We start from the raw sequence: 25,236 nt of genomic DNA, 5'->3' as shown, positions 1-25,236 counted from the left end.
TATTATGTCAATTCGTAAACGTTATACAGGTTTGATCGAAACCTACCGCGACCGCTTGCCGGTCAGTGAAAGCACGCGCATCATCAGTATCGGCGAAGGCAATACGCCGCTGATTCAACTGCAAAACATTCCGCGCCTGATCGGCAAGGATGTCGATATCTACGTCAAATTCGAGGGGCTCAATCCGACCGGTTCATTCAAGGACCGCGGCATGACCATGGCCGTGACCAAGGCCGTGGAAGAGGGCAGCCAGGCTATTCTTTGCGCTTCGACCGGCAACACGTCCGCATCGGCTGCGGCTTACGCGGTACGTGCCGGCATCAAGGCCTTCGTGTTGATCCCTGAAGGCAAGATCGCGCTGGGTAAATTGGCGCAGACGCTGATGTATGGCGCCGAAATCATTCAAATCAACGGCAATTTCGATGTCGGCATGGCCTTGGTCAAGCAATTGGCCGACCATGCGCCGGTCACGATCGTCAACTCGATCAATCCGTATCGGCTCGAAGGGCAGAAGACGGCTGCCTTCGAAATCGTCGATGAACTGGGCACGGCGCCCGATTTTCATTGCTTGCCGGTCGGCAATGCCGGCAATATTTCGGCCTACTGGAAAGGTTACTCGGAATACGCCCGCGCTAGCGAGAATCTCAAGGCCGTGACCGATAAGCGTCCGGTCATGTGCGGATATCAGGCGGCGGGCGCGGCGCCGTTCATTTCCGGTAAGATGATTGATCATCCCGAAACCATCGCCACGGCGATCCGCATCGGCCATCCGCAATCCTGGGACAAAGCCTGGAATGCGCAGAAGGAGTCCGGCGGCTGGTTCGATGCGATGACCGACGAACAAATTCTCGCCGCCCAGAAAATGCTGTCGCAATTTGAAGGCATTTTTTGCGAACCGGCCTCGGCGACTTCGTTGGCCGGCGCCCTGCAGGATATCGGTGCGGGCAAGATACCGGAAGGCAGCAGCATCGTTTGTACGCTGACCGGCAACGGCTTGAAGGACCCGGACACGGCCATCAGCCAATGCAAGGACACGCATCCGGTGACGATCGATGCGACGCTCGACGCGGTCAAGAGAGCGATACTGGACCGCATGTAAGTTTCGACCATTATGCAACAAGAGCCGGCTGATGCCGGCTTTTTTAATCGTCTAGCATGTATTATCAGGGTGTAAAAAAACAAATCGTACTGCGTCCGGAAGGCAAGAAGAAGCTGCAGGTGGAGGGCATGGACCCGTTGTTACAGCGCATCTTCAGTAGCCGCGGCATCAGCCAACCGGAACAATTGGAACGCACCCTGAACAGGCTGCCGTCGCCGTGGTTGTTGACCGGCATGGAAGCGATGGTGGAGCAGTTGACTAATGCCATCGAATCGGGGCGAAAAATCTGCATCGTCGCCGATTTCGACGCCGACGGCGCGACCAGCTGCGCCGTCGGCGTGCGCGGACTGCGCCTGTTGGGCGCCGAACAGGTTTCCTTCGTCGTTCCCAACCGCTTCGAATACGGCTACGGGCTCACCCCGGAAATCGTCGAGCTGGTCAAGCAGCAACAAGCCGAGATCATCATCACTGTCGATAATGGCATTTCCAGCATCGCCGGCGTCGCCGCCGCCAGGGAACAAGGCATCAAGGTGTTGGTGACCGACCATCACCTGCCGGGCGACAACCTGCCCGAGGCCGATGTCATCGTCAATCCAAACTTGCCGGATGACGAGTTTCCCAGCGGCAATATCGCCGGCGTCGGCGTCATTTTCTATGTGCTGATGGCATTGCGCAGCCGGCTGCGGGATAGCCATTGGTTCGAACGGCGCGGCCTGGAACAGCCGAATCTGGCGCAATTGCTCGATCTGGTGGCCTTGGGCACGGTGGCGGACGTCGTCGCGCTGGATCAGGTCAATCGCATTCTGGTCCATCAAGGGCTGTTGCGCATTCGTTCCGGCCAATGCCATCCCGGTATTCTGGCATTGATCGAAGTGGCCGGGCGGCAATATAACAGATTGAACGCCGCCGACCTCGGCTTTGCGATCGGTCCTCGCTTGAACGCCGCCGGACGCATGGACGACATGTCCTTGGGTATTCAATGCCTGCTCAGCGACGATGCCGACTATTGCAAAAACGCCGCGCGGCAACTGGATGAGCTAAATCAGGATCGCAAGGACATCGAAGGGCAGATGAAGCACGAGGCCATGCAATTGCTGTCGGAGATGAAAGCCTTGGACGAAAAACATTTGCCCGCCGGCGTTTGTCTGTTCAATCGCGATTGGCACCAAGGCGTCATCGGCATACTGGCCTCCCGTATCAAGGACCGGCTGCACCGTCCGGTGGTGGCGTTCGCGCCCGCCGACAATGGCGAAATCAAGGGCTCGGCGCGCTCCATCGCCGGCATCCATATTCGCGACGTCTTGAGCGAGATCGCGGCCAAACATCCGAAGCTGTTGAACAAGTTCGGCGGCCACGCGATGGCGGCGGGGTTGAGTTTACAGATGCATGATTATCCGCCGTTCGCGTTGGCTTTTGATGAAGTTGTTAGGAATAAGCTGGAACATATTGATTTAGAACAGAAAGTTTATTCCGATGGTGAGTTGGATGAAAACTATTTGAATCTGAATTTCGCCGAACAACTGCAACAATCGGCGACCTGGGGCCAGGAATTTCCCGAACCGGTGTTTCACGGTTTGTTCGATGTCATCCAATGCCGGATTGTCGGGCAACAACACCTGAAATTCGTGCTGCGCCTGCCGTTCAATTCTTTGTTGATCGATGCCATCGCTTTTTTCACTGAAAAACCGGAGAGTTGGCTGGGTTGCCGCAAGATCAATGCAGCTTATGCCTTGGACATCAATGAATACCGGGGCAGCCGGTCGATTCAATTGATGCTGAAGTACTTCGAAAGAGTCGAGTGATCGATTTTTTAAAATTACGGGCAGGCCGGTCAATGTGACGGCATGTCCGACTCAATCCTGTCTTAGGGAGTTTTTTCCTATTTCGAGCGACTTTATTTTTGACCGATTTTTATCGGGATTCACGCTGTTTTCCGTTCAACATGCCGCAGTTTGTTTCACGGGAAACTCCTCATACATTACTTTATCCGACATTAACAATGCGTTGTAACTTACTTTAAGTAAGTTATATAATTAATTGATTTTAAAATATAATAATTGTTTTTAATCTGTAACTTTCGAAATCCGGCTGGCGATTTATCAAACCCCATGATTGTGACATAGCGTCAATAATTTTCGTCCTATCCATGCCAGAATATCTCTTCAATTTCTTAGCAGGGTTGTTGAGGACGGATCATGTTGAATAAAAAATTGTCTTTTAAAGAATTGATTAGAATTGCGCCACAGTATCTTTATCCCCATCACTTGGCATCCCGGCTAGTGGGTTGGCTTTCTCGATACGAGAACGAAGCCGTCAAGAATCGATTGATTCGCCGCTTCGGCAAACGCTATCAGACCGACACCAAAGAGGCCGTCTCGCGCAATCTGAACCGTTACCCGAACTTAAACGCATTTTATACCCGCGCCTTGAAGCAGGGGGTGAGACCTATTACCAAATTGGAAAACGGAATCGCCTGTCCCGCCGATGGAATCGTCAGTCAGGCTGGCCGGATTAGTTCAGGAGAGATCATACAGGCCAAGGGCAGCACATTTTCCGTTTCGGCGTTATTGGGCGGGGAAAGCCCGCATGCCGAAGCCTATGAAAAAGGCGTTTACGCGACGATCGTGCTGTCGCCGGGCGACTATCACCGGGTGCATATGCCATTCAACGCCACGTTGCTGGAAACGGTGCATGTGCCGGGGCGTTTATTCAGTGTTAATCCGCTTACCCAAAAATTGATGCCCGGCCTCTATACCAAGAATGAACGCGTCGTCAGCTTTTTCGACAGCGAGGCCGGCCCCATGGCCTTGGTAATGGTGGGATCGATTTTTTCCGCCAGCATCGAGACGGTGTGGGACGGCGTGATCACGCCGCCGACGCACGGCGATATTCGGCATTGGAATTATCCTTATAACCCCCCCCCGCGGAAAAAAAGGGGAAGAAATGGGGCGCTTCAATATGGGATCGACCGTGATCTTGCTGTTTGCCGGCGACAAGGTCGGTTGGGAAAGCGATTTTGTGGAAGGGGCCCTGGTAAAGGTGGGGCAGTTAATCGGCAAGATATTAACTTAATAATCTACATTATAAATACTTCGTAGCCTGGATGCCGCGTTGCGGAATCCGGGAATGGCGTGGCTCCGAAGTCCCGCATTCCGCATGGTTTCATGCGGGCTTCAAGGCTTTATAAATAGTCTCTACGATGTTGTTATACATTATTTATAGAAACATATAACCGATAGGTTTAAGCGATTCCCGGGTAACGTTTTTGCTGTTCGAACTTGGCCAAGGCCCTAAGCTTGTCCAGCACCTGCTGTATCACCGTGCAATCGCTGTCCTGCGGAAACACCATGTAAGCCGGCAATTTGAATTGCGGGCTATCACTGACCAAGTGCAATTGTCGCGATTTGATAAACGGTTCCGCCATACGAATCGGTAAGTAGCAGGAACCGCCATTATTCAGGACCAATTGTATGCCCAGCCAGCCGATATTGACCACTTGCGCCGGCCGTTCCAGGGTCGGGTAGCTGTTGCGGTGTTGGGCATAAAAGGCCGGACCCCAATCGACATGAACATAATCGTCGTCCGGCCAGGGCTTGTTCGGCGTGGTCGTCAACAGCACCAGGGTTTCGTCGAACAGGTGTTCGACCGTGAGGCCCGGACTGTATTGCGGCGTATACATCAAGCCGATATCCAACGTTCCTTCGATCAAGCGGCGCATCAAGTCCTCTTCGAAGCCGATATCGCAGCGGATCGAGACATCGGGCGATTTCTCCCGAATTTTACCTATCCAACGCGGCAACAATTCCTCCCACAGCGCGATCCGCGCGCCGACCGTGATGCTGCCTTGAAAGCGACTGGGCAGGCCGATATCGTGGCGCGCCTGTTCCAAGGTCAACAGCAGCGATTTGGCATGACGCAAGAAACGCCGCCCTTGTTGCGTCAGATGAGCGCCGGAACGGTTGCGCACGAACAACGGTACGCGGAGATAAGCTTCCAGGCGCTGGATGCGCGTACTGACTGTCGATTGCGTGACGTACAGCCTGTTGGCGGCTTCTTGAAAGCTGCCATTGGCGGCGACACTTAAAAAAGTTCTGATTTGTTCGATGTCCATTTTTTTAGTATCGATATTTTCGATATTAAAGTCCAATAAAAATCGTTTGTCCTATTTCATCATCGGATTTTATAGTAGTCGTCAAGCCTAGCGGTTTTGTTGTAAAGGCTTGCAGTGATAGGTGTATAGAGGAGGGTATTAAAATGTTTCAGCTGTTTTCAAACTGGCTAAATCAACCTAACAACAATCGGTTTAACGCCAAAGTCACGGTTTCTTGCGTGCTGGCGTTATTATTGCCCGGCTGCATGTCGGCTCCGCTTAAATTGCCGGATTCGGCAAGAACGCAGATTAAGACGCTGAGGGTGGTCGCAATGGAAGCGCCGCCGCTGGAAATCATGCCGGATTTGCTGGACACACGCATGCCGGTTTACGCGCATTACGACAACATGGTTTTGCCGGTGGTTGCCGAAACCATGCTTTACCGTTTGCCGGGCGATTTGCTGGTTGCAGGCCTTGTCGGCGAGGGGGATAGCGTTGAATTGGTTGAGCCATCGGATATTGCCCTAGTTGAGCCACAGTCTTCCGACTGGCTGCCATCGCTCGTGTTGTCGCATGAAGCGGCCACTCAACTCAACAAGGCGCGAATGCAAACGACAGTCGATCGTCGCTTAGGGCGGTTGCCGATGGCAGACAGCGAGCTTGGTGCGGATGTAGTTCGCTGGCATGATGCGGTCGAGCGATGGTATGAACAGAGTGGGATCGGCAACGAAAGCAATAAGCCCGCAGCGGATTCGGCCGATGCCATTCTGGAGGTGGGAATAGGCCAATACAGAATCTTCGCCGGACAACTTTCGTTGCAGGTGTTGCTCAAGTTAATCGATCCGAAATCGGGCAAGGTCATTGCACGGACCGCCGAAAAAACAACGGCGTATGAAGCGCCGGTCGAGACGCTGTTGGCGCGCGATGGGGCAAAGTTCAAGGCGATACTGCGCCAACGGGTCGCGCCTCTGCTTGCCCAGGGATTTCATGATATGGGACTCACGGCGACGAAATAGGAGGCTTGGCATGCCGGTATTGTTAGGAAATATTTATTTGAAAGCCCTGTTATCGATTAAGTTTAAATGGGTCGCCGGAACGCTGTTGACCGGGGGACTGATGCAGCCCGATTTGCTATTCGAGTTCTTGCACGGTGCCTTCGAGCTGCTCGAATTCAGCTTGGATCTGTTAGTCGAACATCTTTTTCATACCGGCCGCCATACCACGCAGATCATCGTTTTTTATTTGATGCTGTCGATAGGAGCTGTTTTCCTCTACCGGTTAGTAGGCCGTATTGCTAGCTGGCTTGCCATCTGCAAGCGTCAGTTTATCGCTTCTAGGAACCGTTTTGTTCATGCGTTCTACGCCTATTGGCGCCGGTCGTCACTCTTGATCAAGACGCAACTGTATGTGGGCGTATCGCTGGGTTTCGGTCTGATGATGTTGGCTTGGTTTAGCTGAAGAACGATGTCCGAGGTCTTCCCCAAAAAGCTGCGCGGTTGGCGTTTCGTTCTATTCAATCTTTGCTTGGGACTCGGTCATGCCGTCGTCCTGTTCAATGCCGGCGCCTATATCGCCATGTTGCCACGTGTTGTCGGCGGTTTGTCGATACCGCCCAGCTTTGCGACCTGGACTCAAACCGACTATATGTTGGGTCTGGCCTTGGCCTTGCCGGTGGGGATATGGATGTCGCGGCGCTTGGGCGAATACCGCCCCTTGGTTTGGGCCTTTATCGTGTTCGCCCTGGCATCGACCGTCTGTGCCTACAGCAGCTCGTTGTATGAGTTCTTGGCAGCGCGTATCGTGTTGGGATTTTCCGGCGGCATGACCTTGCCGTTGGGACAGTCGATGTTGATGAAGGAATACCCGCAGCGGCGCAAGAATATCGGTATCGGCGTCTGGACCTTGTTCACCTTGACGCCGTTCACGTTCGGTCCGCCGTGCGGCGGCTGGATCGCCGACAACCTGGGCTGGCGCTGGTTGTTTATCATCAATGTTCCGCTAGCATTAGCGATCGCCGGCATCGTCGGTGCGCTTTTATACCGACGCGGAGCCAAATTGATCCGCCGCCGTTTCGACCTGGTCGGCTTTCTATTATTACTGGCAGCGTTGGCTTCCTTTCAGACCTTGCTGAATCAAGGCAACGATTGGGATTGGAATAATTCTCTTTATCTGATGGGATTGTTGGGGTTTTGCTTGATGGCACTAAGTTATTGGGTGGTCTGGGAATTGAGCGTGCGCCATCCGTTTCTGGATATACGTTTGTTCGCGCAACGAAATTTCGCCATCGGTACGCTAGTGTTGTTCTTCGGCTTTATGTTCTTTCAAGGCTTGTTGTCGCTGCTGGTCGTGCAGTTGCAATTGACCATGGGTTATTCGTCGTTTCTGGCCGGCCTGGTCTTTTTGCCGATGGCGATTTTCGCCAAGCCGGTGGCCGGCGGTTTCCATCAAATCGTCAAACATGTCGACGCCCGCCTGCTGGCTTCGCTCAATCTTCTCGGCTTCGCCGGCACGTATTTCTGGTTGAGCCGGTTCGAACATTTCGATGCCTACCAGCAGTTGTTCTGGCCCAAGTTGTTGGAAGGGATCTGCCTGGGCAGTTTCTTCGCGCCGCTGACGGCGTTGCTGCTGCATGGTTTGCCGCCGGATCGGCAATGGCGGGCCGTGGAATTAGCCACGTCGCTACGCATCGCGGCCGGCGCCATCGGCATTTCCTTCCAAGGCATCGTTTTCTATTTTCTCACGCCGCTGCATCAGACCCATTTTGCCGAAACCCATACGCCGTTCGACCAGCGTTTCAGCGAATCCATCGAATTACTCACAGACTCAGGGTTTTCCGGTTCCACCGCGCTGATTCAATTCGCCGGGATGGGGCGCGAGCAGGCGGCGATCCGGGCGATCAACGATGCCTTTTGGCTTGCCGGTTGCGTGTTCATTGCCTTGTCGTTGTTGGTTTGGTTGGCCCATCCGACCCGTCAGCCCGCCAAGGGCACGCTGGCGCAACGCATGCGGCGTCGGGCTTTGGCTTTGTTGGTGCGGGAGGTTTAAAGTTGCACGCTTGCCTCCGCATCAGCCTGATATGTTTGTTATTGACCGGTTGCGCGTTACGGCCGGAACCGAGCGAGCGGGCCACAATGATTGAGGCTCCCCGGTTGGATAAGACTTTAGCCGCCAGCGAATTGAATCGGCATGGCCATTGGCCGGAACGGAAGTGGTGGCGGCAATTCCGCTCTCCCGAACTGGACGATTTGATTACCACGGCTTTACGCAACAATCCCGACTTGAAATCGGTTGCGGCCCGTTTAAGACAATCCGAGGCCGTGGTCGACGTGCAAGCGGCCGAATTGTATCCGACCGTGCAGGCCAATGTCAGCTTCAGTGCGCAACGTTTCTCGGCCAACAGTACCCAGGCTAAATTGGCCGGCGAGCATTTTCGCCAAGTGCTGATCAACCCATTGGTGCTGCGCTATCACCTGGATTTGTGGGGAAGGGATAAGGCCGCGCTGCAGGCCGCCGTCGGCGAAGCGATGGCCAGTGAAACGGAACTGGCCGATGCCCGGTTGTTGTTGTCGGTCGCGGTGGCGAAGGTGTATTTCGATTTATTGGCGGCGGAGAAGAAACGACTTAGCATAAACAAAATAGTGGTTTGTCAGGAGCAATTATTGCACTTGAGCCAAGTCCGGCTGCAGCAAGGTCTGGTTGCCACCGGCCCGGTGCTCGATGCCGAGCGGGCGTTGAATCAGGCTCGGCAGCATGAAATGGCGATAAACGCCGAGTCGGCAGTGCACCGACATCGCTTGGCCGCGTTGGCCGGTAAAGGGCCCGATTGGGGCGACGAGATCGTTATTGCCGAAGAGTTGTCGTTAGCGGCGCCGGAATTGCCGGCGGATTTACCGCTGCATTTATTGGCCCATCGGCCGGATGTGATGGCGACGCGCTTGTGGGTCGAAGCGGCAGCGGAGGAAATCAAGGTGGCCGAAACTGCGTTTTATCCCGATGTCAATTTGGTGTCCTTTGCCGGGTTGCACAGCGTCAGCCTGTCCGACGTGCTGTTGGAAGGCTCCAGTCTGGCCTATGCGGTGGGACCATCGATCCAGTTTCCGTTGTTCGAGGGCGGCCGGTTGCGGGCCCGACTCTATTACCGCGAAGCATTCTACGATGAAGCTGTCGAACGTTATAACGGTCAAGTGCTCAGGGCAGTGCAAGAAGTAGCCGATGCCCTGGTTCGATGGCAAGAAAGCGAAGCGCGCCTGAATGAACAACGCCGAACCATAAATGCGATGTCGGAAACGCGCAGACTGGCGGAAGTGCTTTATCGCCAAGGTTTGCATGACAGAACACAATTATTGCAGGCACGCAACGCCGAATACCGCGAACATTTGCGCTTGGCCTCTTTGGAAAACCGGCATTTGCAAGCCGCCACCGGGTTATTGAAAGCGCTGGGCGGCGGTTTTGACACGAAGACACCCGACTAAACAGAGTATGCAGAAAACCATCCGACCCAAGGAAATCATGCGCCAACGTAACCGTCGCTTGCTCGCGGTAACGGCGTTTATAATAGCGGCGTGCATGGCTTATTTCGGCTATTGGTGGTATTCGAACAGGGACTGGGTGACGACCGACGATGCCTTCGTGACTGGCCATTTAATTACCGTTAAGACACAAACCGACGGTACCATTGTCGAGATCCTGGCGGAAGATACCCAACAGGTTAAAAGGGGGCAGACCTTGGTCAAGCTGGATGGCACCCGGGCGAAAATCGCCTTGCAACAAGCCCGGGCCGAACTGGGCGAGACAGTGCGCGATATCGTCGCCTTGCAGGCCAACATCGAAACCCTAGTGCAGCGCGTCACCGCGCGCCAGGCGGCTTTGAAACGGGTCCGACATGACCTGCGCCGGTTTCAGGCGGCGGCGAAGGAAGGCGCCGTATCCGATCAGAAAGTACAGAACGCCGAAGATCAAATACGTCAATTGAAGGCCGAAATCGCCGCGATCCGCGCCGAGAAAATGGGCATCGAAGCTCAGGTGCTTGTTGAAAACCTGGAAACACATCCCTCTGTCGAAAAGGCGACAAGCCGGTTGAGACGAGCCTATCTGGAATATCATCGCCGCGATGTCATCGCGCCTGTTTCCGGCTTCGTCGCCAAACGCCGCGCCCAAATCGGCGATCGCGTCGAGGCAGGCACGCCATTGTTGGTGATCGTACCGCTGCAGGATCTGTGGGTGGAGGCTAACCTGCTGGAGACCAAAATCGCCCGAGTCAGACCGGGCCAAACGGCCGAGATCAAGGTCGACTCCTACGGCGACGAACGCATTTACCACGGCGTGGTGGAAGGTATCAATCCCGGCACCGGCAGCGCCTTCGCCTTGTTGCCGACCGACAATGCCAGCGGCAATTTTATCCATATCGCCGAACGAGTGCCGGTGCGTATCGGCCTCGATCCGGAAGAACTAAAGCAACGGCCGCTGCAACCGGGACTGTCGACATTGACCCGAATCAACGTCGAAGGAACAGGACAGGCCATGCTCGATTCCCGGGTGAATACCGCTACCGAAGCTTATCGCACCGACATCTTTGAGCATGAGTTGGAGGGGGTAGAACAGATGATCAGTCACATCATTTCCGCCAATAAAGTGGAATCTTTTTCGAGTGATAAGGAGCTCTAATGGCTTGCGCGGTAGGAATTAGAGTGAATGCCGGCTAAAAAGCCGCCGGGATTTTCCCGGTCGGCTTATTGCTTGATTCGCTATCGCTCGAAGGCAACGGAACAAATGTTTCGCCGCATCTCGTTACAACATATCGAGAACGAAGAACAAGATAATCGTCAGACCTAAACCGATATGGATGACGCCGTTGACGCTGGCAATCAGCTTTATTTTGCCGCCTGCGGGCAGTTTATTGAGCGGAGCGAATTGCTTGATGGCCGGATAGGCGCCGTTGTATTCCAGCACCAGAATAATTGCGATGGCGACAATCAGGGCAGGCAGGCTGAAACTATGCGGATAGTGGGCGGAGGCGCCCATGAAAAACAGCATCGGAATTGAAAACAGGGTATTCGTTCTCGATGCCAAGCCTGCGGTCGCTAACGCATCGGTCGCTTCCGGCAATGCACTGCCTCCTTCCGCGACTTGTTTGGCCGAAGCAATGACGATTTTCTGCTTCGGCCAGATGATGAGCCAGACATTCAAGAACATGAACAGCCCAAGCAGGGCGCCAACGTAAATGTCCATCGACATGCCGCCGCCACGCACCGCGAAAATACCCAGCCCCGTCAATAAGGTGAAAAGCGCCCCCCAGCGGAACCACCATAAAGCGCGCGGCACCAGTTTCTGTACGGCATCCGCTTTGGCGGCCGCTTCGGCTTCTTTGAAATATTCGGTTTGGACAAAATTAAAATAATAAAGCAATCCTATCCAGGTGACGCCAGCCAGGAAATGCCCCCAACGCAACAGCATTTCAATACCGATTTTGGTCGTAAATAAATCCATAGCAATACCTCTCTTTTATAATTATTGTTGGTCCACGTTATGTCATGTGGAACTGAGATATAGACACAGAAACTACTTTGAAGTCAAATAATTATGTTGACAGGCGCACGGAATGCGTTGCGGCAAAGGTCTCGTCTCTGCGCTTCTTCCAGCGGAGAATTGGGGACGGACTATGATAAGAATATGGTCGTAATCAACTTTGTTCAGGGTTACCCCAATCATTCCCGCACTCTGCGTGGAAATGCATACTAAACCGCATATCGGGCTATTACCTCCAAGGATTCCCTATAGGTTGAAAATACGTTTCCGGCGGTTTTTAGCCAAATCCTGAGCAAGACCGGAAGGCTTGTGTAACATCCCTGTTATTTAAACTCGGCACTTCCTGCCGAGATAACTACTTACGTTATCGGCATTAACGCATAGAGCGCCTTACAATTCTTCCTCGACATCCATCTGCTTCGGCTTGTTGCGCATGATCAGGTAATACACTACTGGGATCACGACCAGCGAGAACAGCGTCGAGGCGATGATGCCGAAAATGAAGCTCCAGGCCAGGCCGGAAAAGATCGGGTCAAGTACGATGATGGCCGAGCCGAACACCGCGGCAGCGGCGGTAAGGAAGATCGGCGTCAGCCGGGTCGCGCCGGCCTCGATCAGCGCATCGGCCAGGGTTGTCTCGCGATCTCGGTTGTAGGCGCGCTCGATGAAATCGATCAGGATAATCGAGTTACGCACGACGATACCGGCCAAGGCGATCATGCCGATCATCGCCGTCGCGGTGAAGTAGACCGGATTGGCGTAGTCTCCGACCGGCTCCGTGAACAGGTTGATGAACCAGAAGCCCGGCATGATGCCGATCACGGTCAACGGAATCGCGATCATCATGATCAACGGAATGCCGAGCGAACCAGTCTGGCCGACCAACAGCACATAAATCATCACCATCGCCGCGCCAAAGGCCAGGCCGAGGTCGCGGAACACGTCGACGGTGATCTTCCATTCCCCTTCGCCGGCGAGTTCGGCATGATAGCCTGCCGGCAGCGGATTGTTATCCAGCCAGTCATACATATCCAATACCGCCTCGACCGGGCTACGGCCGGCCATTTCCGCGGTGACGTAGGACAGCCGCTGCAGATTTTTATGATAAATCGTACGGCTGGCGTTTTCCTCGATTATCGTGCCGATTTCGCCGAGCGAAATTAGCTTGTCGTCGTCGGTCTTGACCCGGAGTGCCAGCAGATCGGCGGCCGAGGAGCGCAGCGGCCTAGGTAGTTGCAGATGAATCAGCAAGGGCTGGCGTTCGCTGACGATATGCACGGTGCCGACATTCTCTCCGGCCAGTGCTAGTTTCAGCGTATTGGCGACCTGTTCGGTCGTGACGCCGTTCAGCGCGGCTTTGGGGCGGTTCAGCAGGAAATGAATCTGTTCGTGTTCGGCATCGACCATGTCGTCGACATCGACCACGCCCTCGGTTTGTTTCAGCGCGGCCTTGACCCGGTCGGAGACCGCGATGATGTCGTCATAACTGGCTTCCGGCGGGCCGTAGACTTCGGCGACGACGGTCGACAGTACCGGCGGGCCGGGCGGCAATTCGACGATCTTGATGTTGGCGCCGTATTGGCGTTCGATGCGATCGATGTCGGGACGGATGCGCAACGCGATCTCATGGGATTGCTGCTCGCGTTTTTCCTTATGCAGCAGATTGATGCGAATCTCGCCGACATGACTGCCTTTGCGCAAATAATAGTGACGCACCATGCCGTTGAAATCCATCGGCGAGGCCAGGCCAACATAGGTTTCGTAATCGGTGACTTCGTTGACCGTGGCCAGATAGCGGCCCAGCGCCGTGGCGACGGCGTCGGTTTCCTCCAATGTCGTGCCGCGCGGCATGTCGATGACCAGTTGCAACTCGGTTTTGTTGTCGAAAGGCAATAGCTTCAACGGCACGACACGGGTCACCGCCAGCATGGACGAGGCGACGAAGGCGACGAAGATAGCCAATAAGAACCAGCGCGAACGGGCCGGGGTGGCGATCAAAGGTGCCAGAATCGCTTTGTAGATGCGAAAACCGAAGGTGTTTTTCAATTCGAACGGCTTGCCGTGGCCCTTGCCGTAGTCTTTTCTCAGCAGACGGTAACTGGCCCAGGGGGTCACAGTGAAAGCGATCAGCAATGACAACAGCATCGCGATCGGCACGTTGAAGGCCATCGGCGCCATGTACGGTCCCATCATGCCGGTGATGAAGAACATCGGCAGAAACGACACGATCACCGCGAATGTCGCCAGGATGGTCGGCGGCCGCACTTCATCGACGGCCGTCAGCAAGGCGCGCAACGGCGGCTCCTTGCGCATTTTGTAATGGCGGTGGATATTCTCGACGTCGACGATCGGGTCGTCGACCAGCAGGCCGAGCGACAGGATCAGCGCGAACAAGGTGACCCGGTTGATCGTGTAGCCGAAGATCAAGTCGAACAACAAGGTCACGGCGAAGGTCATCGGCACCGCGATCGAGACAATGAAGGATTCCTTCAGCCCCAGGGCCAACGCCAGCAGGACGATGATCGTCAGGATCGCTATCCCCAAGTGTTTGACCAATTCGTTGACCTTGTGATCGGCGGTTTCCCCGTAATTGCGGCTGACCGTCATCAACACGTCGTCGGGAACCAGGGTGCCGCGCAACTCCTCGGCCAAGGCCAATACGTCCTCGGCGACGCTGACCGCATTGCTGCCCTTGCGCTTGGCGATCGCCAGCGTCACCGCTTCGCGTTCCTCGCCAGCCTCCGGATGGTTACCGACCGCCTTGCCGATCGTGCGCATCTCCTCGACCGCCGGGCCGAAGCCGATACGGGTGTAATGGCGTGGGTCGAGCGGTCCGTCTATGATTTGAGCGACATCGCGCAGATAGACCAGGCGGCCGTTAACGCTCTTGATCACGGTCGCGGCGACTTGCTCGGGCGTTTTGAAGTGTGGGCCGGCTTCCAGCAGAATCTCCTTGTCGTGGCTGTCGAAGCTGCCGGCCTGCATGTTGACGTTGCTGTTGGCCAGGGCCTTCTTGACTTCCAATAATGTCGTTTCGCGGGCGGCCAGCTTGACCGGGTCCGGATAGACCGTGATACGTCTTGCCGTGCCGCCGACCACCCAGCTCTTACCGACGTTTTCCACGACGCGCAGGCGCTCGATCAGCTCGTCGGCGATACGGCGGATCGCCATCGAATCGTAGACTTCGTTCTGCGGGGACAGCGTAATCAACACGGTCGGCACGTCGTCGATCTCGACCGGCTTGACCAGCCAGTTGGTGACGCCTGGCGGAATGATGTCCTGATTGGCCAACAATTTGTCGCGGGTCTTGATCAGGCTTTGCTCCAAGTCTTCGCCTACATAATAGCGTACCGTCACCACCGATTGTCCGGGACTCGAGGCCGAATAAACATATTCGACGCCGTCGATCTGGCTGAGCAAAGCCTCCAGCGGCGTCGTCACCAGCATCTCGATTTCCTCGCTGGAGGCGCCGGGATAGTCGACGAAGACGTCCATGACCGGCACGATGATTTGCGGGTCTTCCTCGCGCGGCGTCAATACCAGTGCGGCGGCGCCGGCCAGCAGCGAGATGATCAGAAACAACAGCGACAGTTGCGAGGTCGTGAACAGCCGGACGATACTGACGGTTATGCTGTCTTTTTGCTTTTCCTGGCTTTCGCTCATTGCTGCAATCCACTATTGATCAGGATGGTTTCGCCTTCGCGCAGGCCGGAAAGTACCTCGACTTTATCGCCGCGCTGTTTGCCGGTGCGGATATGACGGGTATAGACCTGTTTGTTCTCGACGATCTTTACCGCTTCCAGCTGGCCGTAATGCAGCACCGCGGAAACTGGAATCAGCAACACATTCTGGTGTTCCTCGCAGCTTTGTTCCAGCCAGGCGAACAGGCCCGGGATCAAACCTTCGGATGAGGGCAGGGCGGCCTTGACCAATTGGGTGCGGGTCAGGGGATCGATTTCCGGCACGATTTCGTCGATCCTGCCGGTGATTTTCTTATTCAACGTATCGATACGGATATCGACCGGCATGCCCAGCGTGATGCGTTTCGCGCAGCTGGTCGGGATCGCCGCTTCCATGCGCAGATCATCCGGTTTTTGCAGGATCACGATCGGATCGTTGGGCAGGCCCATGTCGCCCGGTTCTTTCAACCGTTCGCTGATGATGCCGTCGAACGGCGCCAGCAGCACATTCTCGCCCAGATTGACCTTGATTTGTTTGACCGCGCTGCGGGCCTGTTTGACCGTGGCGCGGGCGGTATTGGCCCTGGCCACGACCGCGTCGTAATTTTGCCGGGTGGCCGCCTCCTTGCTGTACAATTCCTTGATTCTTTTTTCGTCGGCGATCGCCTGATCGGCTTGCGCCTGAGCCGCATTCAGCACGGCCAGCGCCTCCTGGTAGGAAGCGCGCAAGGCTTGTTCGTCAAGGCGGGCGATGACTTCGCCCTTCTTGACGGCATCGCCGGCATTGACGGTGACTTCGAGAATGCGGGCATTCAGTTTCGGCGCGATCTTGGCGATACTGCGCGAGCGTATCGTACCCGGCCAGGACATGAGGTTGTCGGACAACTCCTTGCCGACGGTCAGGGTCTTGGCGCCGGCCGGTAGCGGCGTCAGTTTATGCACGGTGGTGCCCGGCTCCACTTTTTCACCGCCGCCGATGACGCCCAGCGCGAACAAAATCACCAGAATCAATGCCAGTATCGACAGCGACGGAATCAACCATTTCGATTTTTGCAAGGAGGAAATGTCAGTCATGGTTTTTAGATGTGCAAAGTAAAAGGTTCAAGTACAGGGCGAAAGACGCAAAATTGTTTTTGTTTATCCTTTAGCGCCAGCGTCCGATGGCCTGGTTCAGTTGAGCGTCGGCGATTAGGGCGTCGAAACGGGCCGCAATTCTGCGCGACAAAGCTCGGTCGCGGGCGACTTCGGCTTCTATATAGCGCGTGACGGTAACAACGCCGGCATTGCGTTGTTCGTTGACCATGCGTAAGGCCTCTTCCGCAGCCGCTACCGAAGCAGTCGTGACTTTCAACCGGGCTAAGGCCTCTTGCAATTTTAAATGGGCCGATTTGACCTCTTTTTCGATATTCAGCCGGGTGCGGGTAACGGTTTTCTCAGCAGCGGTCAACTGGTGCCTGGCTTCGTTGATTTTTTCCTGGGTGGCGAAACCGGAAAAAATATCCATTTCCACCTTGACGCCGGCTGTCACGTTGTCGCGGTTGGTGCTAAAGTCTAGATTCTTACTGTCCGAACCGTAACTGACATAGGCATCGGCGCGAGGCAGGTGGGTACCTTGGGCGGCACTGAGCTGGCGTTGCGCGATGGCTAATTGCTTGTTGGCCGCGAGGATTTCCGGGCGTTGTGCCATCGCCTGGCTAAGCAGTTCGGCGAAGCCGTTATCGGCTTCGGGTAATGCCCAATCGGCGCCGGATTCGATCTCCAAACTTTTCTCGGCGTTGAGTCCCAGTAGTGTTTTCAAACCGGTACGGGCCAATTCGATGGCATTGGCGGCCTGGATTTCATCGTCCTGCGCCTGCGCCAGTTGTACTTCCAGCGATAAGACATCGGACTTCAAGGCGGTGCCGGCTTCGTAACGAGTACGGCTTTGTTTCAATTCGCTGGTGACGGCGGTGATCGAGCGTTGGGTGACCTTGTGCGCTTCGACAGCGGCAAGGTAGCCGTAATAAGCCGAATGTACGGCCTGAATCAATCGGTTACGCAACGCCGAACGGTTCAGCGCTGCGGCTTCCACACCCAGTTCGGCGGCCTTGCTGCGCTGGTAGTCCTGGCCGCCTCGGAACAACGAATAACTCGCCGAGACTTCCGGGCGGTAATTGTCGACCCCACCGGGATGGTTAAAGCCCTGGTCGCCTATGGAAAAATCCAAGCGCCGTTGCGAAATGACCATGGCGAAGGCCCGCGATGGGTTGTCGCTGTGTTCGTAGTAAAGGCCGGTCTTGATTTGCGGATAAAAAGCGGCCAACGCTTCGCCCAATTGCGCTTCGGCCTGACCGATGCGTTCCTGCATGATTTGCAGGTCGGGGTTGTTTTGCAGCGCGTAGTCCACCGCTTGCGGCAATGTAAAACTTTCCGCATTAAGGACGCCGCTATTCAGCCAGAATGCAGCGCCGAGAAATGTCAGAGTTTTTCGAAGTGTATGCATGGGAGCTAGCCGGTCCTGGTATTTTAGAGAATGTTAATATTGTATACTAATTTCAATCCGTGTTTAACGACAGTAAGCAAAAATCCTATGAACAAGCCGTTTAAAATCACCTATCGACTGATTATAGTTGCGTTGCTCTGGTTAGCGAGCGCAATGGCCCTGGCAACCGACAATTCCCGCCACGGAAAACGCATCAGCAATGCCTGGGAATTGCCGCCCTTGATTCTTGATGATCTCGATGGTCAAAGACATAACCTGTACGACTGGCATGGTCAGGTTATTCTTCTTAACTTCTGGGCCACCTGGTGCGGTCCCTGTCAACTTGAAATTCCGGACTTTATCGATTACCAGGCCCGTTACGCGGACCAAGGGTTGCTGGTCATCGGTGTCGGTCTCGACGAAACTCGTAAGCTGCGCAATTTTGTCCGCACGGTCGGCATCAATTATCCGATCTTGCAGGCCGATCCCGAATCGCAATACGAATTGCTGAAACAGTGGGGCAATTCCTTCGGCGTCTTGCCGTTCACCGTGGTCATCGGCCGCGACGGCCATCTTGTGTACATGCAGCAGGGCATCTTCCGCAAGGAAGCGTTCGCCACTATCGTAGAGCCGTTGTTGCGGTAGGTTTCCAGACAAGAAAAATGTAGGATGTGCTGAACAACGTGAAGCGCATCGGTTTATATGGGTTGATGCGCTTCCTGTCGTCAGCACATCCTACGGCCTCTACAATTTTTTAAATCGATGTTCATTCATCCCGCTCGGCGATCTGCCATTTCAACGGATATTTTTTTGTCACCTCGCGTAAATACTCGCTCATTTTTTCCGCGACAAATTTTTGCCTGACCCGGTCCTTGATCGCGGCGAAATTTTTGCGCACAGACGGTTTGCGATCGACGATCATGACCAAGTGCCAGCCTTTTTCGGTTTGAATCGGTTCGCTGACTCGATCGTTGGGCAGACCGTCGATGGCTTGTTCGATTTCCGGCGCGGCGCTGCCCGCGCTTAACCAACCCATGTCGCCCAGGCGTTGGCGGCCGTAAGGGTCGATGCTGTAACTGCCGGCCAGCTCGAACAAGCTTTCGCCGGCGACGATGCGGGCGCGGAGTTGTTCGGCCTGTTGCTTAGTAGCGACTACGATCTGACCGATTTGCCTACGTTCCGGAATATAGCCGATATCGGGATGGCGTTGAAAATAGTCGAACAGAGTTTGTTCATCCGGAATCCAGTTTTGTTCTTGCTGCGCCAGCAGGAGGCGTATCGCCAGATCGTGGCCGTATTCGGCCAATTGCGCAGCGATGTTTTCTCCCTGTTGCTGGGCCGTCCGGGCCATCAGCATCAGATCGATCCATTCATTGACTTCGTCCTCAATGGCGTCGAGCTCGATTTCGCGGTCATTATTTGCGAATAAATCGCCATAGCGTATCGAGAGAGCATCGCCCTCGGCCAACAAACTGTCTTTTGACGGTTGGCCGTTCAGTCGCTCGAAATGGGTTCGCACATTCGCCTGTTCGCGTAAACTTTTTAGGGCGACTTGCTTGGCTTCGGAAAAACGGCGGGCGAGGTAGGCCGAGCGGGCAGCGGTCAGCGCATCGCCGTTGCCGCTAAACTCCTCTTTGAATAGTTGGTCGACATCGTCGGGAACCGTGATTTGCCGGCGCAATCGGTAAAGATAACGCTGGGCCAGGGTGGTTGTGGAGAAATTGCCGATTTCCTGTTTGAACTGAGGGGTTTGTTGAATGTCGGAAGCAATCGCTTCCTGATACAACGCTTCCGCACGGGCAAGCCGTAGCAGCATGTCGCCGCGTAAATAAGCCTGGTCTTGCTCGTCCATTGCTGGAAACTGCGTGGCGAAAGGCGCCGCGAGCATTGCCGCTTCCAATTCTTGCTCGGTAACCCGGCCGGAATCACCGATCGTGACTAGCACCTGGTTGGCTTGGGCAGGTAGTAAAAAAGCGCTTAACAGTATGTAAGACAAACGTTTCTTCATAAAGATATAAAGTGAGCAATTGTTATCTCATTATCGTTGCCACACCGCTCGCGTCGCCTCACGAAGAGGGGATGCAGATTGCGTTCCCACGCAGGAGCGTGGGAACGATACGGCAAGGAGGTGGGGTTATTTGCGATTTTTTCCTCCCAAATCATGCGCGTTTCCGTGTATCCAGCTGATCGCCGCGTCGAGGTCATCCTTGATTTTCTTGCCTTCCCACGTCAGCCCTTCGGCGACGATCGGCACCCCGGATTCGTTGACTTCATGGCAGGATGCGCACAACAACGGGCCGTGACTGCCGTCCGGATTGTATTGCGTGGCCTGCTTATAGGTGGTGGTGTCGACGATCGGCCTGACCGGATACAGCCCATGGATCGACTCATGACAGGCCTGGCATGCCAGGCCGGCGTGACCTTTCGAGTAGCGCATCAGGCTATATTTACCCGGCTGGTTGATCGGGAAGGCGACGCCGCCTTGTCCTTCTACATAAGGTGGCGCATGACAATCGGCGCAGTGCGGTTCGCCGGCCGCCAACCAGTAATCGCGACCATGGCTGGCGGCGTCATACGAGACCGCGGCCACGCCAGTGGCGCCTTCGGGCAGCTGCAGTGATGCCAGCTTGGTAGATGGATTGGCCGACAACAGCGCGACGTTGACGTCGCCGTCTTCGTCTTTGCGGATCAACGGCTTGTCTTCTTGCATCGCGATCACGCCGATATCGGGTGCCATGCGCTCCTTGGACCAGGTCAACAAAATCCCGGATTTATTGGGGCTATCATGGCCGTCCTTATCGGCGATGACTTTGGGGTCAAGATATTTTTGCTCCAGCGTCTTGCGATCGACACCGATGGCCTTGGCAATTTCGTCCAGAGACTGGTTACGGATCGTCGTGCCGGTTTGTTTGAAGGCATTTTCCAGATTGTCGCGTTGATACAGTTCCCGCGACAGCTGGTTATGACAATTGGTGCACCACATGCCTTTGCCGCCCTGGTCGTTGCCGATCTTCGAGACATTGGCCTGTAGCCATTGACCGACGGCATTGAGGTGTTCCGGTGTGCCGACGCCATCGTTTTCCTTATTCGGATTGGAATGTACGTCGCGCCCGGCGAAGCAGCCGCCCTTGCTGTCGCGGTTATCGGCCTCGGCATAGAAGTTCTTGCCGTCAGGCGTGATTGGATAACCGTCCATCGAGCCGTCCTGACGGTGGGCGGGATGGCAGCCGGCACAGGTACCGGTACGGCCTTCGGAATCGGGCAGCGGTCGCATGGTTTGATGGACCCGGTGCAGTGCCTGAGACAGGGCCACGATCGGGGTATCCCAGGACTCGCGGGTTTTGCTGCCGCTCAAAACTTGGGCGACGCCTTTCGACTCCAACACGCCGATGACGTTGTCGGCATGGCATTGCTGGCACAAAACCGGATCGTTGCCCAAACGGTTTTGCGTCGCTCGGCTGCTGGGGTCGTATTTGGCCAGAAATTGCGTACCGTGGCGGGCGTCGTGAATCTGCAGAATCGAGATCGAGGTCGCTTTCAAATCGGCCATGTAATCGGAAGCGCCGAGGCTTTTCCAGAACGCTTTTTCTTGTTTGTACAGAGTGAATTTGTCGCCGTTGGCGTTCTCGTTGGCATGGCAGTTGGCGCAGTTGGGCACGTCGATCGGGTTGGTGCCGATGAAACGGACCGGCTTGCCGCTATGGCTGTCGATCACCGGCTTGCCGCTGTCGGCGTCTACCAGGCCGACCCAGGCCTCCTGATAAGGGCGGATATCGCTTTCGACGATTTCCAGGGGGCTTTTCTTCATCAGCTCGTCATAGAACGGCGTCAACGGCAGGCCCAGGGCATCCCAGATGCCGGGATTGGTCAGCACGATCGGTACGTTGTCCAATACCGGAGACTTGGTGTAGACGATGGTGCCGGTATCACCGGTGTAATGCAGATGGCCGTTTTTTAGCGGCTGGCCGGAAGGGCCGGCGTCGCGGGGAATCGGCAGCTCAATGCCGATGCGCAGTTTCTCGCTGTCCTTACTGGTGTTTTTCGGGTTGCTGCCTTTCAGATCCTTGTAGATGTAGAGGTGGGTGAAATAGGCGTTGCCGACATTTTCGTTCTTACTGTATTTGCCGTCCTTGTTGACATCGTAAGGAATATTCCAATAGGCCAGCTTCGTGCCTTCGGAAAAGGTATTGTCGATGTGGCCGTATTCCAGCTTCATGCGTTTATCGCCGTCCACCAGCACGGTGGGGTCGTTCGGGTCGGCTTTCAATAATTGCGGAAAGGTGTAAGGGGCGGTGGCCGTCTTGACGACTTGGCTCTGTATCGAATTATAAGGTGGCAAAATACAACAATAGGAAAAGTCGAAGCCGGTGCAGTGCATGCCCAGCTCGTAATTGATCGTGATGTTGTAATCGTTTTTCGGTTTACGGGTATTATCGGCGACGGGTTTTTCGATCGGATTGTTTCTGATCAGCGGGTCGTCAGTCGGCGCCTGATAGGGGATGATTCGGGCAAATGCCGGGCCGGCCAGTAGGCCGATCAACAGCAACGGGACGGTAATGTTCTTCATGCGGTGTTACCTCCTCATTTGATAATAATATTGCGCCAATTGCTTGATATCTTCTTCGCTCAATTGCTGCGCGATCAGCCGCATGCGACTATAGATATCGTTATGGCGGACACCGGTCTTGTATTCGTTCAGGGTATTGATGAAATAACCCGGCTGCTGACCGGATAATGCCGGAATATCCTGTTTTTCTCCTTGGCCGTTGCTGCCGTGGCAGACGAAACAGGAGGGGATGATTTTCTTGCCGTTGCCCCGAGTGACCAACACTTCGGCTTTTTTCAGCGGTTCTTTACTGCGTTGGCCCTTGGCCGGCGGCAAGGTCGCGAACCACGCCGCTATGTCGGCGGAATCCTTTTCCGACAAGCCTTGGGCAATCGAATTCATCAACATGTGGCTGCGCTTGCCGTCGGCATAATCGCGCAGTTGTTTATAGGTATAGGTCGCCAATTGCCCGGCCAATGAAGGATAGCCCTCCATCGGGCTGACGCCTTTGTCGCCATGGCAGCCGGCGCAGGTTTGCGCCAGTTGTTGTCCGTTTTCGGCATCTCCGTTGCCGACGAACTCGAGCAATTCGGGCGTCCAGGCAATATTGGAAGAGGGTTCCGCGACGGCTAGAGCGGGAACGATTGCTAATAGTAAAGCGACTATGCGTTTCATGTTCAGTAACTCCAGGCGCTTGAATCGAAAGTGTCGAGAAAGAAGAATTGCAGGATAGGAATGCCGAAACTGACGGCCATGTAGATGGCAATGACCTTGTTCCATAATTTGAAGTCGTTCAGGTACTCCGGTAACGATTTCACCGCATGCAAGGGTTCTGCATATTCGACTTCGGCGGCGTAGGTTTCTTCCGACTTGGCGAACTGGGTCTTGTACAGCAGGTAAACGAACAGACAGGCCGAACTGAGCATGATCAGGCCGCCGGCGATCATCGCCAGTTCATAGGGTTTCCAGGACAAGGTCAGCAGGTTGTTATAAACGACGCTGGAAATGCGGCGCGGCTGCCCCAACAATCCCAATACATGCCAGGGCGTGGTCAGGATAGTCATGCCGATGAACCAGGTCCATAGTTGCAGCAAGGCCAGATTGTTCGAAAACAGCGGCTTTTTGCTCAGAATCGGCCACAAATAATAGGCGATGGCGAAATACATGATCACCGAGGTGCCGGCGAAAATCAGATGGAAATGGCCTGGCACCCAAGCGGTGTTGTGCACCATCGCGTTCATCGCATAACTGGCGTTGACGATGCCGCCGAAGCCGCCGAAGATCAACATCAGCAACGACAATATCACCGCCAGCACCATTGTATTGTTCCACGGCAGGCTGCCGATCCAGCCGAACATCCCTTTACCGCCGCGCAGGCGGCCGGCTATTTCCAGCGAGGCGATCACGGTGAAGCCGGTGACGAAGGTCGGCAGCGTGACGATGAAGGTGCCGATGCCGTGCAGGATTTTCCAGCCCTTGGCCTGTTCCGGGTCCATATAGAGATGATGAAAACCGATCGGGAGGCTGAATACCACTAAAACGATGATGGCGGCGCGCGCGACCTCGTCGCTAAACAGATAGGAGCCGGCTTGCTTGGGGACGAACACATAATAGGCCGTATAGGCCGGAATCAGCCAGAAATAGACGATCGGATGTAAGGTCCAGGCGAACAGCGTGCGGGCCAGGCCGGGGTCGACCGTGTCGGTCCAGCCAAGCGACCAGGGTATCAATAAAAACACTGCTTCCAACGCGACGCCGGCGCTGGTCCACAGCCAAAGGAGCGCATTCGCCGTCGTTGCGAACATCGCTAGCGGGACCGGTTGTTCGGGATTGGCCTTCTTCCATTGATAGAACATCACGACCATGATCGCGCACCAGACCCATGAACCGACGATCAGCAGGGTCGCGCCGAGATAAAAAAAGTGATGCGCCTGGACCGGCGGGTAAAAGGTGTAGAGCACCGAGGCTTTGCCTGATAGTAAAGGCAAAGCGGCCAGCAACACACCAAATAGGGATAATCCGAAGCCCGTCCAGGCTAGCTCGGGCTTCCAAACGGGGGTTTCGAGCGAGGTGGCGGCGGTGTAATAGCCGAAGCCCATGATGAAGAAGGTGGTCAACACATAGGCCATCAATACGCCGTGGGTACTGACCGAGGCGAAATATACCGTTGGCGAACCCAACGACTCAATTAAGCCGCTACGTTCGAAGACCTGATATTCGCCCAGGAAACAGGCAAGGATAAAGGCCGTGAAGGCTACCGACATATGGCTCAGCGCCAGTTTTCTTTCAATAACATTATTCATTGTCGATCGCCCCGCTGCTAGGTTGTTGAGTCGCGTGCCATTGGTCCCTTTCTACGACATTGATTTTGCTCCACATGTGATCATGGCCGAGCCCGCAATATTCATTGCATAACACGGGATAATCCCCGGGTTTCGGAAAGGTGGTTTCCAACTCGGCGACGAAACCGGGTACGACCATCGTGCTCATGTTTGTCATCGGTATATGCACGCCATGCAAGACATCAATGCTGACCCAACGGAAGGTCAATTTGGTTTCAGCAGGGACGCTGATTTCTTTGGGAAAAAAGGAATAACGTCCGGCGACCATACGCACGATAATATTGCCGTTTTCATCACGGTGCACGCCCAGATTGTCCTCGGCGAATTCCTCGCTCAGATGCAGACTGGCGGAGTCGATGGTTTCGACGTTGCTGGGCGTGTGGATATTATGAAAAAAGGCATCAATCAGAATGAGGCCGACAAACAGACCGCAGATGCCTAGGGCGGTCTGTATCCATTTACTTTCTAACGGATCGATATGCATGTCTTGCCC

At 55.0% G+C, this 25,236-nt stretch carries 19 protein-coding genes; 9 read left to right on the top strand and 10 right to left on the bottom strand.

Annotated features, from left to right (window positions below; all coding sequences use genetic code 11):
* Positions 1 to 4 precede the first annotated feature (4 nt).
* The 3 genes from thrC to asd all read left to right on the top strand — a co-directional run bounded on the left by thrC (position 5) and on the right by asd (position 4,197).
* The gene (thrC, locus tag EP25_RS0105015; protein ID WP_031432884.1) at positions 5 to 1,099 is read left to right on the top strand and encodes a threonine synthase; all 1,095 of its coding nucleotides are present in this window, start codon (positions 5 to 7) and stop codon (positions 1,097 to 1,099) included.
* A gap of 56 nt (positions 1,100 to 1,155) precedes the next feature.
* Positions 1,156 to 2,901: a single-stranded-DNA-specific exonuclease RecJ gene (gene recJ, locus EP25_RS0105010; protein ID WP_031432883.1), complete on the top strand. Its 1,746-nt coding sequence runs from the start codon at positions 1,156 to 1,158 to the stop codon at positions 2,899 to 2,901.
* Positions 2,902 to 3,294: 393 nt separating this feature from the next.
* Entirely contained in the window at positions 3,295 to 4,197 is a 903-nt protein-coding gene (asd, locus tag EP25_RS21785) for an archaetidylserine decarboxylase (protein WP_456085405.1), read from the top strand.
* Between the two features lie 143 nt (positions 4,198 to 4,340).
* Here the strand turns inward: asd and EP25_RS0105000 are convergent, their stop codons facing one another.
* Positions 4,341 to 5,210: a LysR family transcriptional regulator gene (locus EP25_RS0105000; protein WP_031432882.1), complete on the bottom strand. Its 870-nt coding sequence runs from the start codon at positions 5,208 to 5,210 to the stop codon at positions 4,341 to 4,343.
* 143 nt (positions 5,211 to 5,353) lie between these two features.
* Between EP25_RS0105000 and EP25_RS0104995 the strand changes: the two genes are divergently transcribed.
* From EP25_RS0104995 to EP25_RS0104975, 5 genes are read left to right on the top strand one after another with little or no spacing between them, the layout of a single operon-like run.
* The gene (locus tag EP25_RS0104995) at positions 5,354 to 6,205 is read left to right on the top strand and encodes a hypothetical protein (protein ID WP_031432881.1); all 852 of its coding nucleotides are present in this window, start codon (positions 5,354 to 5,356) and stop codon (positions 6,203 to 6,205) included.
* A 10-nt stretch (positions 6,206 to 6,215) separates the two neighbouring features.
* Positions 6,216 to 6,647 (top strand): hypothetical protein, encoded by a 432-nt coding sequence (locus EP25_RS0104990; protein WP_031432880.1) that lies wholly within the window; start codon positions 6,216 to 6,218, stop codon positions 6,645 to 6,647.
* Between the two features lie 6 nt (positions 6,648 to 6,653).
* Positions 6,654 to 8,234, top strand: a complete 1,581-nt coding sequence (locus EP25_RS0104985; protein WP_031432879.1) for a DHA2 family efflux MFS transporter permease subunit — start codon at positions 6,654 to 6,656, stop codon at positions 8,232 to 8,234.
* Between the two features lie 2 nt (positions 8,235 to 8,236).
* Positions 8,237 to 9,661 (top strand): efflux transporter outer membrane subunit, encoded by a 1,425-nt coding sequence (locus tag EP25_RS0104980; RefSeq protein ID WP_031432878.1) that lies wholly within the window; start codon positions 8,237 to 8,239, stop codon positions 9,659 to 9,661.
* Positions 9,662 to 9,668: 7 nt separating this feature from the next.
* Positions 9,669 to 10,853: an HlyD family efflux transporter periplasmic adaptor subunit gene (locus EP25_RS0104975; RefSeq protein ID WP_031432877.1), complete on the top strand. Its 1,185-nt coding sequence runs from the start codon at positions 9,669 to 9,671 to the stop codon at positions 10,851 to 10,853.
* 123 nt (positions 10,854 to 10,976) lie between these two features.
* On the opposite strand, the gene EP25_RS0104970 is transcribed toward EP25_RS0104975, so the two are convergent.
* The 4 genes from EP25_RS0104970 to EP25_RS0104955 all read right to left on the bottom strand — a co-directional run bounded on the left by EP25_RS0104970 (position 10,977) and on the right by EP25_RS0104955 (position 17,876).
* Positions 10,977 to 11,675 carry a urate hydroxylase PuuD gene (locus EP25_RS0104970; protein ID WP_031432876.1) on the bottom strand — a complete coding sequence of 233 codons (699 nt, stop codon included), beginning with the start codon at positions 11,673 to 11,675 and terminating at the stop codon, positions 10,977 to 10,979.
* A gap of 429 nt (positions 11,676 to 12,104) precedes the next feature.
* Positions 12,105 to 15,377, bottom strand: coding sequence for an efflux RND transporter permease subunit (locus EP25_RS0104965; RefSeq protein ID WP_031432875.1), 3,273 nt, complete (start codon positions 15,375 to 15,377; stop codon positions 12,105 to 12,107).
* Entirely contained in the window at positions 15,374 to 16,468 is a 1,095-nt protein-coding gene (locus EP25_RS0104960; RefSeq protein WP_031432874.1) for an efflux RND transporter periplasmic adaptor subunit, read from the bottom strand. Before EP25_RS0104960 ends, EP25_RS0104965 begins: the two co-directional genes overlap by 4 nt.
* Positions 16,469 to 16,538: 70 nt before the next feature.
* A complete protein-coding gene (locus EP25_RS0104955) occupies positions 16,539 to 17,876 on the bottom strand; it encodes a TolC family protein (RefSeq protein WP_036300263.1) in 1,338 nt (445 codons plus the stop codon).
* 153 nt (positions 17,877 to 18,029) lie between these two features.
* On the opposite strand from EP25_RS0104955, the gene EP25_RS21780 reads away from it, so the two are divergent.
* Positions 18,030 to 18,500, top strand: coding sequence for a TlpA family protein disulfide reductase (locus tag EP25_RS21780; RefSeq protein ID WP_235185846.1), 471 nt, complete (start codon positions 18,030 to 18,032; stop codon positions 18,498 to 18,500).
* A 121-nt stretch (positions 18,501 to 18,621) separates the two neighbouring features.
* Here EP25_RS21780 and EP25_RS0104945 read toward each other — a convergent pair whose 3' ends face one another.
* The 5 genes from EP25_RS0104945 to EP25_RS0104925 all read right to left on the bottom strand — a co-directional run bounded on the left by EP25_RS0104945 (position 18,622) and on the right by EP25_RS0104925 (position 25,227).
* Positions 18,622 to 19,863, bottom strand: a complete 1,242-nt coding sequence (locus EP25_RS0104945; RefSeq protein ID WP_031432871.1) for a peptidylprolyl isomerase — start codon at positions 19,861 to 19,863, stop codon at positions 18,622 to 18,624.
* 126 nt (positions 19,864 to 19,989) lie between these two features.
* Positions 19,990 to 22,422: a hypothetical protein gene (locus EP25_RS0104940; protein WP_084190961.1), complete on the bottom strand. Its 2,433-nt coding sequence runs from the start codon at positions 22,420 to 22,422 to the stop codon at positions 19,990 to 19,992.
* 6 nt (positions 22,423 to 22,428) lie between these two features.
* On the bottom strand, positions 22,429 to 23,076 hold the full coding sequence (locus EP25_RS0104935; protein ID WP_031432869.1) for a c-type cytochrome: 648 nt from the start codon (positions 23,074 to 23,076) through the stop codon (positions 22,429 to 22,431).
* Positions 23,077 to 23,078: 2 nt separating this feature from the next.
* Entirely contained in the window at positions 23,079 to 24,704 is a 1,626-nt protein-coding gene (locus EP25_RS0104930; RefSeq protein ID WP_031432868.1) for a b(o/a)3-type cytochrome-c oxidase subunit 1, read from the bottom strand.
* On the bottom strand, positions 24,697 to 25,227 hold the full coding sequence (locus EP25_RS0104925) for a cupredoxin domain-containing protein (protein WP_031432867.1): 531 nt from the start codon (positions 25,225 to 25,227) through the stop codon (positions 24,697 to 24,699). Before EP25_RS0104925 ends, EP25_RS0104930 begins: the two co-directional genes overlap by 8 nt.
* Positions 25,228 to 25,236 lie beyond the last annotated feature (9 nt).

Origin of the sequence: Methylomarinum vadi (genome assembly GCF_000733935.1) — a bacterium.
In the GTDB taxonomy this organism is placed as follows: Bacteria; Pseudomonadota; Gammaproteobacteria; order Methylococcales; family Methylomonadaceae; genus Methylomarinum; species Methylomarinum vadi.
The sequence above is the reverse complement of the archived record's forward strand: the minus strand, read 5'-3'. Positions and strand labels throughout refer to the sequence as shown.

What these genes read in the sequence shown, in the direction of transcription:
- recJ (WP_031432883.1), top strand. Translation starts at nt 1,156, where the DNA reads ATGTATTATCAGGGTGTAAAAAAACAAATCGTACTGCGTCCGGAAGGC.
- EP25_RS0104955 (WP_036300263.1), bottom strand. Translation starts at nt 17,876, where the DNA reads ATGCATACACTTCGAAAAACTCTGACATTTCTCGGCGCTGCATTCTGG.
- EP25_RS0104975 (WP_031432877.1), top strand. Translation starts at nt 9,669, where the DNA reads ATGCAGAAAACCATCCGACCCAAGGAAATCATGCGCCAACGTAACCGT.
- EP25_RS0104990 (WP_031432880.1), top strand. Translation starts at nt 6,216, where the DNA reads ATGCCGGTATTGTTAGGAAATATTTATTTGAAAGCCCTGTTATCGATT.
- asd (WP_456085405.1), top strand. Translation starts at nt 3,295, where the DNA reads ATGTTGAATAAAAAATTGTCTTTTAAAGAATTGATTAGAATTGCGCCA.
- EP25_RS0104970 (WP_031432876.1), bottom strand. Translation starts at nt 11,675, where the DNA reads ATGGATTTATTTACGACCAAAATCGGTATTGAAATGCTGTTGCGTTGG.
- EP25_RS0104935 (WP_031432869.1), bottom strand. Translation starts at nt 23,076, where the DNA reads ATGAAACGCATAGTCGCTTTACTATTAGCAATCGTTCCCGCTCTAGCC.
- EP25_RS0104925 (WP_031432867.1), bottom strand. Translation starts at nt 25,227, where the DNA reads ATGCATATCGATCCGTTAGAAAGTAAATGGATACAGACCGCCCTAGGC.
- EP25_RS0104985 (WP_031432879.1), top strand. Translation starts at nt 6,654, where the DNA reads ATGTCCGAGGTCTTCCCCAAAAAGCTGCGCGGTTGGCGTTTCGTTCTA.
- EP25_RS0104945 (WP_031432871.1), bottom strand. Translation starts at nt 19,863, where the DNA reads ATGAAGAAACGTTTGTCTTACATACTGTTAAGCGCTTTTTTACTACCT.
- thrC (WP_031432884.1), top strand. Translation starts at nt 5, where the DNA reads ATGTCAATTCGTAAACGTTATACAGGTTTGATCGAAACCTACCGCGAC.
- EP25_RS0105000 (WP_031432882.1), bottom strand. Translation starts at nt 5,210, where the DNA reads ATGGACATCGAACAAATCAGAACTTTTTTAAGTGTCGCCGCCAATGGC.
- EP25_RS0104940 (WP_084190961.1), bottom strand. Translation starts at nt 22,422, where the DNA reads ATGAAGAACATTACCGTCCCGTTGCTGTTGATCGGCCTACTGGCCGGC.
- EP25_RS0104965 (WP_031432875.1), bottom strand. Translation starts at nt 15,377, where the DNA reads ATGAGCGAAAGCCAGGAAAAGCAAAAAGACAGCATAACCGTCAGTATC.
- EP25_RS0104995 (WP_031432881.1), top strand. Translation starts at nt 5,354, where the DNA reads ATGTTTCAGCTGTTTTCAAACTGGCTAAATCAACCTAACAACAATCGG.
- EP25_RS0104930 (WP_031432868.1), bottom strand. Translation starts at nt 24,704, where the DNA reads ATGAATAATGTTATTGAAAGAAAACTGGCGCTGAGCCATATGTCGGTA.
- EP25_RS21780 (WP_235185846.1), top strand. Translation starts at nt 18,030, where the DNA reads ATGGCCCTGGCAACCGACAATTCCCGCCACGGAAAACGCATCAGCAAT.
- EP25_RS0104960 (WP_031432874.1), bottom strand. Translation starts at nt 16,468, where the DNA reads ATGACTGACATTTCCTCCTTGCAAAAATCGAAATGGTTGATTCCGTCG.